Below are 13044 nucleotides of genomic sequence, written 5' to 3' on the forward strand. Positions count from 1 at the left end.
ACCGCCGTTCTCACATGTGCCTGATTAACGTTTTTCAGTTTTGGTAATTATTGATAATTTTACGGCTACTTTTAATCTCTGACAGCATATGCACCTACAAACCGTAGATACCGTTGAAAACATTTCGCCCGAAGGCTTTAAAAAAAAGTACTATAAAACTTTGCAGCCACTTGTTATAAAAAACCTGGCCCGGCAGTGGCCTGCATACAACAAATGGAACTGGGATTATTTTATAGATATTGTCGGAGAAAAAGAAGTGGGCGTTTATAACAATGTAAAAAGCGATTCTTATACGCCCGTAAATACGGCTGACGCGTACATGAAGTTTGGAGAATACCTGCAAATGGTAAAAAAAGGTCCGGTGGACTTACGCATTTTCCTGTTCAATATTTTTCAGCATGCGCCCCAGATTGTAAAAGATTTTACATGGCCCGACGAGTACCTGAAAGGCTTTGTAAAAAAATTCCCGATGCTGTTTGTAGGCGGTCAGGGCGCCATTACACATATGCACTTTGATATTGATCTCAGCCATATCCTGCATACACAGTTTATAGGCAGGAAAAGGGTACTGCTGTTCCCCTTTGAAGAACAGTATAAATTATACCGCAAACCATGGGAAGTATTAAGCCTTGCTAATTATGCGCATTACAGCAAAGGCTTTGACTACGACAGCTTTCCTGCTGTAAAGCTTGCCAAAGGATTTGAAGTGATACTGGAACATGGCGATACTTTATTCATGCCCGCAGGCTACTGGCACCACATGGAATATATAGATGCCGGATTTGCTATGAGCTTACGCGCCTTGCAAAGCAGTCTCAGCGGAAAGCTGCATGGTGCGTGGAATCTTTTTGGTATGCGTAATATTGATACGCTAATGAAAAAGACTGCTTCTCAATGGTGGTACAACCGCAAAAAAGTACAATTATATAAAAATGCAGAAAAAGAGCTGGCAGCAGTTAAAGCATAAAATATAGCCCTTGCCTGTTTAAATTGGTAATATAAAGTTTCTTACTTTCTGCTCTTAAGAAAACAAGGCATCCTGAAAGCTTTTGTGAATCGTCATAGGCTGAAAAATTAATCCGCAGGTTTCCCGCATAGTCTAAAAGAACTATAAGAGCGCTGCCGGATGAATTTTAAAAGAACACGTAGCAGCATCAGCGGGTTGGCGCGGATTCCATTTCTTCTGAATACAGGATGCTTATCACATTCTTTTCCTTCTTACCTGTTTTAACCGAAATATAAAAGTCGTATACGCTGTAAACATCATAGTTAAAACAACCATCAGAACGGCTTTGCAGCAAAGTACTGCACTGTAATACTTTAAGCTGGTCCAGATTACCGGCAACCAGAAATTCGTTTAGGGTCATTTTGTAATGATTATACCGGATCGCTCCGATCTTTTAACCAATAACCACGTTTAAATCACTATTCCTGAAAATACTGACACGCTCCCCGGACAAAGGGCTTATAGAAGATGAGATAACAGTTTAATAGGCCGGGGCTGTATAATATAAAGATATCATATTATTCCTGAATATACAAAAAGAAGTGGGACAAAATTTTTATCGGGAAGATATCATCTTCAACGGTACCGAACAATAATATATATGATGGAACTTTTGTAACTTTTTATAAATTGCCGTTGTTCCAGATCTGCCAGCTAAGCTCTGCCTGCCCTACCAGCATTTCATAGCCATTTTTTACAGTAGCACCCCGTTCTGCTCCTTTTTGCAAAAAAAGTGTTCTGGAAGGGTTATATACCAGATCATACAGATAGTTTTGAGCGCCCAGATATTCATAAGGAATAGCCGGACCGGTATCCACCTTAGGAAAACTTCCTAAAGGTGTTGAGTTAATGATCAACGGATATTCTTCAATAACAGACCGGTCCAGCTCCTCATAAGTAAATCCTGCGCCTTTCTTTCTTGAAACGAATGCATATTCAATACCCAGGCCTTTTAACACATACAATACCGCCCTGGCTGCACCGCCTGTGCCCAGGATCAATGCTTTTTTATGATGTGGCCGTAACAAGGGTAATAAGGATTCCTTAAAAGCCGGTGCATCGGTATTAAATCCTTTAAGCTGCCCCTTATTTATTTTGATACAGTTAACAGCGGCCATTTCCCGGGCTTCATCACTAAGCGCATGTAAAAAAGGCAACACCTGCTCTTTGTAAGGAATGGTTACATTAAGCCCTTTTAATTGGGGATTTGAGGCCAGCAGTTGGGTTAATAAAGATATATTATCTAACGGGAACAGCTCGTACAACGCATTGCTGATATGCTCCTTTTCAAATTTTTCGGTAAAATATTTTTTTGAAAAGGATTGGGCCAGGGGCATACCAATAAGGCCATACAGATCCATCAGGCAGTAGTTTTCTTGTTCAGGTATAAATGAAAGGTATCGCCACGAAGCCCTATACGCATGGCTTCAAGAGCAATTACTTCATTAGGAGGTATATTACCAAGATTCACATTGCATCCGATCAATTCCAGGAAATACAGCTGTTGTGCCTTTTGCGGTGCTTCCCAGATTATTTTTTCAGAAGGGATCTGCGTCAGTATTTCCTGTACCAGGCCTTCACGCACTTCACCACTGCCCCTGTAAATACCCACATTACCCGCTTCCCTTGCTTCAGCTATTACGTACGAAGAACCTGCTTCCAGCTCGGCTTTCATCAGTTCGATCCATTTGTAAGGCGGTATAATGTGCGTGGCATCCTTACTTCCTACTTCGCTTAAAACAGTGCCGTACTGTGTAAGTTTTTCTATATAGCCACATTTTTCAGCATGAGGAATGATGATAGAGCCATCGCTCACTTCCATATAATCCACCCCAAAATTTCTGCAGGTATTAATATAATCCTGAACCTGGTTCCGCACCAGGTAAGCTTCAAACAGGGTGCCGCCAAAATAAACCGCCATACCATGCGTTTTGTATAAGGCTATTTTCTCTTCCAGCCGGGGAGTAACCACCGCAGTTCCAAAACCCAGCTTTACAATATCCACGTGAGGATGTGACACATCCATAAAATTTTTAGCTTCCTCAAGGCTAAGGCCTTTATCCATCACCATTGTAAGCCCGGAGGTCCGGGGCTGTTGATTCCTTTCCGGTAACTGAGTCAGATTAAACTTCATTCCCAAAATTCAAATTAGTATAGCGGCAAATGTATTATATATTGTTCAATAATAGGAAAGATAATGCGTCATATCAAGATTATGCAACCCATGTCATGCACTTAAACCGTTATCTCAACGAAGGAAAGATCTCCCAAACGAAACCACCCAACATTTTGAGAAGATGCCTCCCTGCGGTGAAATGACGTTCCTGTTAAGTTAACGGCCTGATTCTTCAGCCACAGTGATGCAAAGCGCGGCGTGTTACACAGCCCCCTATTTTCCACCCTTGCGTTTTTTATATTTCAGGATAAGATCGGCCACCTGCTGGTGCTGAAGCAGGGCCGGATTGACCTGGAGTATTTTTTTGAGTTGGGCAGGAGCTTGAATTAAAGCGGCTTCCAGGTGAATTAATGCTTCCTTTTTTTTGCCCTGTGCAAATTCTAAAAGGGCTCTGAAATAAATAAACACCGGCTTATCTTTCGTCATCAGTACAGCATGATCTACCTGCTTCAAAGCCTCTTCATAATAACCGGCGCTGTATAAACATTTTATAAGCGCTTCCCAGCCAATAGCAGACCTGGGCTTAAGCCTTACCACATTGGAAAAATACTGAATCGCTTCTTTCTCAAAACCCAGCTTCATCTTACAATCGCCCATTAAAATATTATACTCGGCTTTATTACGTTTTAGCTTTAAAGCTGCCTCGAGTTGTTTTATACAAAGCTCATACTTCTCTTCTTTATAATAGGTGAAAGCCACTTTGTATGCCAGGTACCCCACATCAGGATTTAAGTGCGAAGCCTTGCGGTAATAAAACCTTGCCTGCGCATAGTTTTTCATCTTTTCATAACAATACCCTATTGCTTCATAAATAACATCTTCGGGCTTGGATAGCTCCAGTACTTTTTCCAGGTGCTCTATGGCATCCTTATATTTACGTAAACGGATATAAGCATCTCCTATATTCCGATACGCATAATCCATTTTTTCGTCTATCACCAGGGCATACTCGTAGGCATCAATAGCCTTCTCATAAAGCTTTATTCCCTGGAACGCAGCACCCAGGTTAAACCAGGCCAGTTCATTATACGGATGCTCATCAATGATGTTTTTATGGATCTCTATGCTTTCTGCATTGCGGCCTGTATAATCTGTCCAGAAACAGATTTTATACAGTGCCTCTTCATTTTCCGGCTCCTGCCGCAGTATCTCCTTAAGGCAATCGAACACTTTATCAAAATCCTCATAATCATCATATACATCAGCCAGCTCAAAAAGCAGATCTATCTTATCTTCTCCAGTGAAAAACGCTAATGCTTCATTGAGCAGGGCTACGGCTTCTTCCTGGCGGTCCAGGGCCAGAAAAGCTTCTGTTTTTAATATATATATATCAATATTATTATGATCTAATATAGATGCCTGTTCCAATAAGCCGAGTGCCTCTTCATACCGGCGTCTGTTTAAAAGGAGATCGGCCTTTTTAATGATCAGTGATGCTGAATAGGGAAATTGTTCTGTAGCTATTTCAACTGCCTGGAAAGCCTTGATATATTGTTCCTGAGCCTCATAATGTTCGATAATCTTCTCGAAAGCCTCTTCTTCAAGATAAGAACCGCCTCTCCCCTTTCTTAAATTTTCATAGCGTTGTAATATTTCGTCCAGTTCCTGGTCCTTTTCTTCATCATGCTGGGAAAAATCCTTCATAATACCCTCCTTTTATTTTACATTACCACATCCAAACTGTTACCAATTACTAATTTATACTACTTCAACAACAATATGGCTTGTAAGTTTTCCTCAGGTGTGCAAAACTATTAGGGCATCTGATTATTAGCCAATTGCACAATTGTTAATAAAATTTTAAAGTTTTTCATATATTCTCATAAAATTTCGTATCTTTGACTTGTCTTTAAAAATCTTAACCTATAATGTTATGCTAAAGGCCATATTTTTTAATTTATTGTTTATCTTTTCCTTATCTGCTGCAGCGTATGCAGAGGGAGAAGGTACTGCTGATAATTTCAACAAAGAAAAGCCCACTAAAAGCTTTTCCTTAGATAATAAATCAGGAACCCAGCTTCATTCTTTTTCACTAAGATCAGGAATGTATTTTAAAGGAGAGAATTTAATTAATACAGAATCCCCGGCAAATAAGGGTTATTTAAATAACCTTTCTTTTGAGAAAGGCCAGACCAGTAATTTACTTCCTTATAAGAAGAAGGCTATTTTAAATAAAATAACTTTTAATCCGAACGAATTGCTGAGAAATTACCCCGGAAAATAAGATCAATTGCATTCAATATAAAAGATCCCGGTTCAAAGCCGGGATTTTATTTTTATTTGAACATCATGCGCTGAAAGCGCCAAAGCTGTTCATTTATTGACTTCTAGTATTGGTGTTTACCATCAATAAATAAATAACGGAAAACTTGTATTGTAAGAAAAACGCGAAACAGGGGGTTAAACATATATTAACTGGTAAAAGAAAGCCTGCTTATTCAGAAGCAAGCTCTGCCTCTATTTAGCATTCTGCTGCTTGGTAAATTCAGTATAGGTCATTACCCTGTATCCGGTTTTAGGTATATCGAACTTTGCCAGGGGCACTACCGAAAACTCTATGTTAGAAACGGTATAAGTTACTTTATCATTTCCGCGTGAGGCATCGTACTGCATGGCAAATCCCGGCAGGCCTTTATTAATACTTTGAAAACTGGTGTTTACAGGAATAAGTTCCCTGGTAAAAAATACCGTGAACGTCGTTCCGTCTGAAAGCTTACCAATAGCTTTCTGGCATTTATAACCAGCTATTTCTTTAAACTCGTTTTCTATTTTATAGCTGATACCGTTATATCTCTTATTATAAGATTTCCATTCGGCGCTGGTATAGGTAATTAAAAATTTTTTGTTTCCGTAGTCTCTTATATTCGTGGCGCTATTTTCTTTCGCATCATAAATAGTGGAGTGCGAACCTAAAGAGCTGATAAAATCAGACCGGCTCAGATGCCCTTTTACATAAATGATATTGGTAGAACCATCCAGCATATCTGCAACTTTTGGGGTTGCATTATCTGTACTTACTACCACATCATAATATATCGTGGCTTCTGTAAGCTTTTTCTGAGCAAACGAAAGCGTTGATATGCCAACCAGAATCAATACAATAAATAATCTGCCTTTCATTACTATTTAATTCACACTATCTAAGACGCTACAAGATAAACAATAAGTTGCGTAAAAAAAATCCGGGCTTTAAATAACCCGGATTCAATACTATCTTTTCCTGTTTTTTTCCTGCATCTGCTTCTGCTGTTCCTGCATTTGCTCCAGCCTTTCCTGCCACTTGGATTTAGTTTTGGGCTTTTTACGGTTGGCTTCAATTTTAGCAAGGATCTTATCGTGATCTATAATATAGTTCTGAATAACAAACTGTAAGATCAATGTAATAATATTGGATACGGTATAATACCAGGTAAGCGCCGATGGCAGCCTGTTAAAAATGAATAAAAGAAATACCGGCATAATATACGGCATATACTTCATCATCGGGTTATTTTGATCGGGCGTCATACTCATGCTGTATACCGAGATCAACAAGCTGGTTACAACAGCAGCTATCGTAAATAAGCTGAGGTGATTACCTAATAATGGTATATTAAAGCCAAATTTTATAGGCGCATCATAAGCTGACAGGTCATTGCTCCATAAAAATTCCACGCCCCTCAGATCTACATTAGCGCTGAAGAAACTATATAATGCAAAGAAAATGGGAATCTGCAGTAATGCAGGGATACATCCTCCCAGGGGATTTACGCCGGCCTCTCTGAATAATTTCATCTGGTCCATGCTCATGGCCTGCTGATCATCTCCATGCTTTGCTTTCAGCTTTGCTATCTCTGGCCTCAACGCTTTCATTTTAGCACCGCTCAAATAGCTGCTGTACGTTAGTGGGGAGATTACCAGCCTGATGATAAGTGTAAGCAGCGCAATGATGATTCCATAACTGCTTACAAAGCTTTTAAAGAAATTAAAGATGGGAATAATAACGAACTGGTTCAGGGGCCGCACAAAAGCGTAAATACCCTGGCCCAGGTTTACCAGCTTGCTTAATCCCATTCCTTCTCTCTTTAGTATATTATAATCTGAAGGACCATAGAATATACTTAACGGAACAGAAGCCGTAGCTTCAGGTGCAACGGCAATACGCATATTAGCCGTAGACTGGGAAACAATATGCCCATCCCCTCCAGGCATTTTCCATTCCATTCTTCCTCCCGAAAATTTATTTTTAGCGATCAGGAACGTATTGAAAAAGCGCTGCCGTACCCCTATCCACTCCACCGATTTATTAAATTCCACAATATCGGTTTTTCCTATAGTATGGTAGTCGAAGTTGCCGTCTTCCATGTATCCTACCTGTGTATTTTGTCTTTCAAAATCCAGGTCCGACTCCTGCTGATGGGCCTCATATTGCCAGGCCAGATTCAGGTTGCCCTGCGTAAGCAATTGTCCTGGCTGTGTAAGCTGGATATTAAAATCAATTTTGTAGGTATCGGGATAAATAATGTACTGGTGCACAATGTATGTATTGTTTTGTGCGCTGTCGCCTCCTTTTAGCTCAAAGCTTACCATCTGAGAGCCGGAAGGCCCCTGCTCTACCTTACCATTGCTGAAAAATAAATCAGCCGTTTGCGAACTTTGGTTGGCAGCCGTATTTATGGCATAACTGATCTTATTAAAATCGGCCGCAGCTAACTTCACCGGTTGTTGGGTTTCAGCATTCTTAAAGTGCTTAAGCTCCACATACTTAGGTTGCCCTCCCTTATTAGTAAAGGCAATTTTAAAAACGCTGTTCTCGGCAAATACCAGTTGCTCGCTTCCGCTTATTGCCTGCTGAAACATTCCGGCCCTGGTGATATTTAATTGAGAATCAGCCCGCAGCCCATCCAACCGAACCGCAGCACTGTCCACCTTAGGCTGCATAGCCTTTGCAATAGAATCATGGCGGGCCTGCTCTGCCATTGCTGCTTTTTGTTGTTTACTATTATAAAAAAAATAAAAGAAAAACAGTACTGCCAAAAGAGAAAAACCAACAACGGTATTACGATCAAACTTCATTATGAGCTCTAATTTTTTTGTCCGAAGGACACCCTCCGGAGAGGCGCAAAGATAGTATAATGTACAACAGGATTCACAGGTTTTAAGCGCTAAATCTGAAATATAGAATCCCCGATCCGAACCCCTGAAAACTGAATATTAAATTCCGGGATCCTGCAAGCCCATGCAAAGACGATAAAAATCTGCACACAGGCATTTCAGAATCCGTATATTCACATTATCAATAACTATATACACCATTCTTTGATCAAAATTTTACTGTATGCCCATTCGAATGACTGATGACCCCCAGGGACAGGATAATGATTATAATAATGACCGCGATCGCGGCTCTTCCAATTCGGGCGGAGGTGGCGGCCTGTTTGCACTATTGCCCTTATTGTTCAGCCTTTTCCGCGGCAAAAGAATATTTCTGTTAATTGTTATAGCCGCCGCTTTATGGTTTTTTTCGGGCCGTGGCGGCAGTGGCTGCGGCAACCTGAATATTGGCGACGCGGCACAGCAGTTGTTTTCACAAAGCGGCTACAGCTATAACCCTAACGAATTTAACAAGGCCTCCATTTATGAAGGACTGGCCGATGACAACGCTAAAAACCCGCTTCCCGAAGCCGTATCATTATTACGTTTTGCGCCCCGCCGTGGCGACCAGGGGGCACAGGGCAGTTGTGTGGCCTGGAGCAGCGCTTACGCAGCCCAAACTATTTTAACGGCAGCGGCTACGGGGAAAGACCCCAACAGCATTGCATTCAGTCCTTCGTATTTATATAACCAGATAAGGCTGGGAGACGACTGCCAGGGTTCGTATATACAACGCGCCATGCAGGCTATGAAAATAAACGGCGGAGTTCCGTTGGCGCAATATCCATACAGCGACCAGGATTGCAGCAGAACACCCGACGGCGCAGCGATACAGGCAGGACGTCAAAATACCATCCACGGATTTACAAGGCTTACGGAAGGAGACAATCTGAACCAGATCAGCGTGCGTGCTGTAAAAGAACATTTATCGAAAGATGCCCCGGTAGTGATTGGTATGATGGTAGGCCAAAGCTTTATGCAGGATATGATGGGCAAAGACCTGTGGCAGCCGGCTGGGCTTGATCAGTCGCAGGTAGGCCTAGGGGGCCATGCCATGTGTGTTATTGGCTACGATGACAGGAAATATGGCGGAGCTTTCCAGATCATGAACAGCTGGACGCCACAATGGGGATCGAACGGTATTGCCTGGGTGAGGTACGGAGATTTTAAGGAATATGTGCGCGAAGCTTATGGAATAGATCCTTTGCCTAAATCATCAGCAGTTGCATCCCTGCCTTTGGAATGTACCATCGGACTGGTCGACAACGCCTCTCAACAATATATAAAGTTGAAATCAACCGGGAATAATGGTTTTCAAACCACTACACCTATCAAAGTGGGTACCCGGTTTAAAATGGAGGTAAAAAACTCAACAGAATGCTATGTCTATATTTTCGGACAGGAAACCGATGGCAAAAGCTTTGTGCTTTTTCCTTACCTGAAAACAGGCGAAACCGTTTCCAAACACTCTCCTTATTGCGGCATAACCGGTTACAGGCTGTTCCCAAAATCCCAGTCACTTGAAGCGGATCATATAGGCAGCAAAGATTATATAGCCATTATCACCAGTAAAAAGGAGCTGAACTATACGCTTTTTAACGAGGCGATCAATAACAGCACGCAAAGCACTTATGGAGCAAAAGTAAATGATGCGATCCGATCCATGACTCTTGCTTCTTCCCAAACCGCTACCCCGGATGGAAGAATTGCTTTTAAAATAAATGCCAATGCCAACCAGGCAGTAGCTACCATAGTAGCATTTGATAAGCAGCCATAAGAATTTCAGTTGCTGTATATTTTTTCGCAGTGTCGTTGATAAAACAAATACAGGAACTCATTAACTGAAATAATTGGTTCAATTACAATAAGCACCCGCCTGCAAGCAGGTGTCAATAATAAGCCGCTGCCATCTTTTTGTGTTTTACCGCATAGCCAAATTTAAAATTCTTATGCACTCAGTTTTAAGGTATTAAGTAATATCACTATTTTTACACTTTGATGACAATCATGCTCCAGGATGATAACTATCAGCGGTTCTGCGGGAGGAAATGGTTCTTTTGCAGTTAACTCAAAAAATTACTATTGAACACTAAGGTTACAGATACAACTACTACCTGCTATCATTGTGGAGATCTGTGCACAGACACTCATTTGCATATTGACGACAAAACTTTTTGCTGTTCCGGCTGTAAACTGGTATACGAAATTTTACATGAAAACGATCTCTGTACTTATTACGAGCTTAATGAACATCCCGGGAGCCAGCAGTTGCTGCAGAAGCGAAAAAATAAATTCGCTTACCTGGATAAAGAAGAGGTGATCAATCAGCTGACGGCTTTTGCAGATGATCAACAGGTACATATAACTTTTTCTGTTCCCCAAATGCATTGCAGCAGCTGTTTGTGGTTATTAGAACACCTGGACAGCCTGCAAAAAGGGATATTGAATGCAAGGGTCAATTTTGTGCAAAAAGAGGTTTTTCTGGTTTATGACAAAACCCAAACCACCCTGCGCGAAGTAGTGGAAACGATGAGCGCTATAGGCTACGAACCTTACCTGAGCATGAACACTACCAGCAGCAGGCAAACCAAAAATTATTCACGCCTTACCCAAATCAGTATTGCAGGGTTCTGCTTTGCGAATATTATGATGCTTAGCCTGCCGGAGTATTTTTCTGTAAGCAATTATCTCCAGGAAAAGACCGGCACTGCCTTCCGGTATATCGGGCTGATACTTGCCTTACCGGTTTTTTTTTATTGCTCGCGGGAGTTTTTTTCCAATGCTTACAGTTCAATCCGAACCAAATACCTGAATATAGATACTTCTATCGCGCTGGCCATTTTACTCACGTTTGTAAGAAGCCTGTACGATCTTTTTGTGCTGGACGGTAATACCTATTTCGATAGTATGAGCGGTATTGTATTCTTTATGCTGGTGGGCCGATGGGCGCAGGACCGTACCCAGCAATCGCTGGTTTTCGACAGGGACTATAAATCTTTCTTCCCCATTGCCGTAAATGTAAAGCGAAACGACAGCGTGGAACCCGTGCTGATCGGCGATCTTAGAGAGAAGGATATTATTGAGGTATATGACCAGGAGATCATTCCTGCCGATGCCGTGCTGGCAAAAGGTAAGGCGCTGATCGATTACAGCTTCGTAACCGGCGAAAGTATGCCCAGGCAAATAGAGCCGGGATCGCTGATCTATGCCGGTGGTAAACAACTGGGAGAGCGTATTGAGCTAATGGTATTAAAGAAATCTGACCAAGGCTACCTTACCAATCTATGGAACAAAGAAGGTAAAAGCAATCTGGATGGCAGCAAGCTGCTGCACCGCATCAGTAATTATTTCACGCTTATTGTTTTTGCGCTCACTTTTGCCAGCGCCCTTTTCTGGCTGATAAAAGGAGAGTATAATACCATGTGGAATGCGCTGACCACTACTCTGATCGTTGCTTGTCCCTGTGCCTTGTTGCTTGCCTCCACCTTCACCAATGGAAATGTCATGCGTATCCTCAGCCGTTCAGGGTTGTATCTGAAAAATGCAGACATTATTACCAATATGGCCAGGGTAAAGCATATAGTGCTGGATAAAACCGGAACCATCACACTTAATAAAAACTTTAATATAAGCTATAAGGGAAAAACGCTTACTGATTTTGAAAAAAAACTGATCGCATCGCTTTTGAGGCATTCTACCCATCCACTCAGCAAGGCCATTTATGCACATCTTAAGATAAAACAGCTTCTTGCCGTGGACAGTTTCTCTAATGTGCCGGGAAAAGGGATTGCAGGGTGGATAGATGACCAATATATTAAAGTTGGCAGCAGGGACTTTGTTCAGCCCATATCTGTCAGCGAAGAGATATCCAATACCAGCAGGGTCTTTATATGGATAGACGGTATAGTGCCAGGCGTATTTGAACTGGAGAACGTGTATCGCCCCGGATTGACTGACATGTTGCAAAACATCCGGAAAAAATTCAAACTGTCCATTCTAAGTGGTGATAACAATGCAGAATATGACCGGCTGGTAAATATGACCGGCGCTGATACAGACATCTTTTTTAACCAGTCGCCGGAAGATAAATATAACTATATAACCGGATTACAGGCAACCGGCATCAAAGTTCTGATGGCGGGAGACGGGCTGAATGATGCCGGTGCCCTGCGCAAAAGTGATGTAGGTATTGCCGTTATGGAAGAAAACAACTCGTTTACACCGGCTTCTGATGCTATTATCAGCGCTGCTGCTTTTACCCGCCTTGATGCAATGCTTGCTTTTTCAAAAAAAGCGGCCCAGGTCATTACTATAAGCTTTATAGTATCCATCCTGTATAATATTATCGGGCTTTATTTTGCGCTGCAGGGATTGCTGGCTCCTGTAATAGCGGCTATTTTGATGCCATCAAGTACAATTAGTATTGTTTTAATTACTTTTTTAATGTCCGAATGGTATGGCCGGGGTTTAAAAAGGTTGAAAAGATGACATAAATCATGTTTTTATATGTTCGGGATCAAGCCTAAAAGTGGGCGATCCTGTGACCTTTGTATGACAATTATTATGAGTATCATTATTATTACAGCCATCGTGAGCCTATTTATTGCAGGTATTTTCCTGGCCGCTCTTATATGGGGCATACGGGACGGCCAATACGATGATGATTTCGCCCCTCCCAACAGGATATTATTTGATGACCATAAAAAAACAAACAACAAATAACCAAAGT

At 41.6% G+C, this 13044-nt stretch carries 11 protein-coding genes; 5 read left to right on the forward strand and 6 right to left on the reverse strand.

Annotated features, from left to right (window positions below; translation table 11 throughout):
• The first annotated feature begins 88 nt into the window (after positions 1-88).
• On the forward strand, positions 89-967 hold the full coding sequence (locus ACYVBM_RS22055) for a cupin-like domain-containing protein (RefSeq protein WP_460687867.1): 879 nt from the start codon (positions 89-91) through the stop codon (positions 965-967).
• A gap of 187 nt (positions 968-1154) precedes the next feature.
• Here the strand turns inward: ACYVBM_RS22055 and ACYVBM_RS22060 are convergent, their stop codons facing one another.
• The 4 genes from ACYVBM_RS22060 to ACYVBM_RS22075 form a co-directional block, all read right to left on the reverse strand.
• Positions 1155-1367, reverse strand: coding sequence for a hypothetical protein (locus ACYVBM_RS22060; RefSeq protein ID WP_460687868.1), 213 nt, complete (start codon positions 1365-1367; stop codon positions 1155-1157).
• A 262-nt stretch (positions 1368-1629) separates the two neighbouring features.
• Positions 1630-2367: a shikimate dehydrogenase family protein gene (locus ACYVBM_RS22065; RefSeq protein ID WP_460687869.1), complete on the reverse strand. Its 738-nt coding sequence runs from the start codon at positions 2365-2367 to the stop codon at positions 1630-1632.
• Positions 2367-3140: a phosphosulfolactate synthase gene (locus ACYVBM_RS22070; RefSeq protein ID WP_460687870.1), complete on the reverse strand. Its 774-nt coding sequence runs from the start codon at positions 3138-3140 to the stop codon at positions 2367-2369. The genes ACYVBM_RS22065 and ACYVBM_RS22070 overlap by 1 nt, the downstream gene beginning before the upstream one ends.
• Before the next feature lie 255 nt (positions 3141-3395).
• The gene (locus tag ACYVBM_RS22075; RefSeq protein ID WP_460687871.1) at positions 3396-4826 is read right to left on the reverse strand and encodes a tetratricopeptide repeat protein; all 1431 of its coding nucleotides are present in this window, start codon (positions 4824-4826) and stop codon (positions 3396-3398) included.
• A 229-nt stretch (positions 4827-5055) separates the two neighbouring features.
• Here ACYVBM_RS22075 and ACYVBM_RS22080 point away from each other — a divergent pair, with 229 nt between their 5' ends.
• Positions 5056-5406, forward strand: a complete 351-nt coding sequence (locus ACYVBM_RS22080) for a hypothetical protein (protein WP_460687872.1) — start codon at positions 5056-5058, stop codon at positions 5404-5406.
• Positions 5407-5639: 233 nt separating this feature from the next.
• Here ACYVBM_RS22080 and ACYVBM_RS22085 read toward each other — a convergent pair whose 3' ends face one another.
• A complete protein-coding gene (locus tag ACYVBM_RS22085; protein WP_460687873.1) occupies positions 5640-6302 on the reverse strand; it encodes a hypothetical protein in 663 nt (220 codons plus the stop codon).
• A gap of 90 nt (positions 6303-6392) precedes the next feature.
• Positions 6393-8237: a membrane protein insertase YidC gene (yidC, locus tag ACYVBM_RS22090; protein ID WP_460687874.1), complete on the reverse strand. Its 1845-nt coding sequence runs from the start codon at positions 8235-8237 to the stop codon at positions 6393-6395.
• Positions 8238-8499: 262 nt separating this feature from the next.
• Here yidC and ACYVBM_RS22095 point away from each other — a divergent pair, with 262 nt between their 5' ends.
• The 3 genes from ACYVBM_RS22095 to ccoS all read left to right on the forward strand — a co-directional run bounded on the left by ACYVBM_RS22095 (position 8500) and on the right by ccoS (position 13037).
• Positions 8500-10092, forward strand: coding sequence for a C1 family peptidase (locus ACYVBM_RS22095; protein ID WP_460687875.1), 1593 nt, complete (start codon positions 8500-8502; stop codon positions 10090-10092).
• A gap of 305 nt (positions 10093-10397) precedes the next feature.
• Complete coding sequence (locus tag ACYVBM_RS22100; protein WP_460687876.1) at positions 10398-12803, forward strand: heavy metal translocating P-type ATPase; 2406 nt, start codon at positions 10398-10400, stop codon at positions 12801-12803.
• 75 nt (positions 12804-12878) lie between these two features.
• A complete protein-coding gene (gene ccoS, locus ACYVBM_RS22105; RefSeq protein ID WP_460687877.1) occupies positions 12879-13037 on the forward strand; it encodes a cbb3-type cytochrome oxidase assembly protein CcoS in 159 nt (52 codons plus the stop codon).
• The last annotated feature ends 7 nt before the right edge of the window (positions 13038-13044 follow it).

It is taken from the genome of Niabella aquatica (assembly GCF_054779315.1).

Excerpts from the sequence above, each read along its gene's own strand:
- ACYVBM_RS22075 (WP_460687871.1), bottom strand. The coding sequence starts at position 4,826 with ATGAAGGATTTTTCCCAGCATGATGAAGAAAAGGACCAGGAACTGGAC.
- ACYVBM_RS22085 (WP_460687873.1), bottom strand. The coding sequence starts at position 6,302 with ATGAAAGGCAGATTATTTATTGTATTGATTCTGGTTGGCATATCAACG.
- yidC (WP_460687874.1), bottom strand. The coding sequence starts at position 8,237 with ATGAAGTTTGATCGTAATACCGTTGTTGGTTTTTCTCTTTTGGCAGTA.
- ACYVBM_RS22065 (WP_460687869.1), bottom strand. The coding sequence starts at position 2,367 with ATGGATCTGTATGGCCTTATTGGTATGCCCCTGGCCCAATCCTTTTCA.
- ccoS (WP_460687877.1), top strand. The coding sequence starts at position 12,879 with ATGAGTATCATTATTATTACAGCCATCGTGAGCCTATTTATTGCAGGT.
- ACYVBM_RS22080 (WP_460687872.1), top strand. The coding sequence starts at position 5,056 with ATGCTAAAGGCCATATTTTTTAATTTATTGTTTATCTTTTCCTTATCT.
- ACYVBM_RS22070 (WP_460687870.1), bottom strand. The coding sequence starts at position 3,140 with ATGAAGTTTAATCTGACTCAGTTACCGGAAAGGAATCAACAGCCCCGG.
- ACYVBM_RS22095 (WP_460687875.1), top strand. The coding sequence starts at position 8,500 with ATGCCCATTCGAATGACTGATGACCCCCAGGGACAGGATAATGATTAT.
- ACYVBM_RS22060 (WP_460687868.1), bottom strand. The coding sequence starts at position 1,367 with ATGACCCTAAACGAATTTCTGGTTGCCGGTAATCTGGACCAGCTTAAA.
- ACYVBM_RS22055 (WP_460687867.1), top strand. The coding sequence starts at position 89 with ATGCACCTACAAACCGTAGATACCGTTGAAAACATTTCGCCCGAAGGC.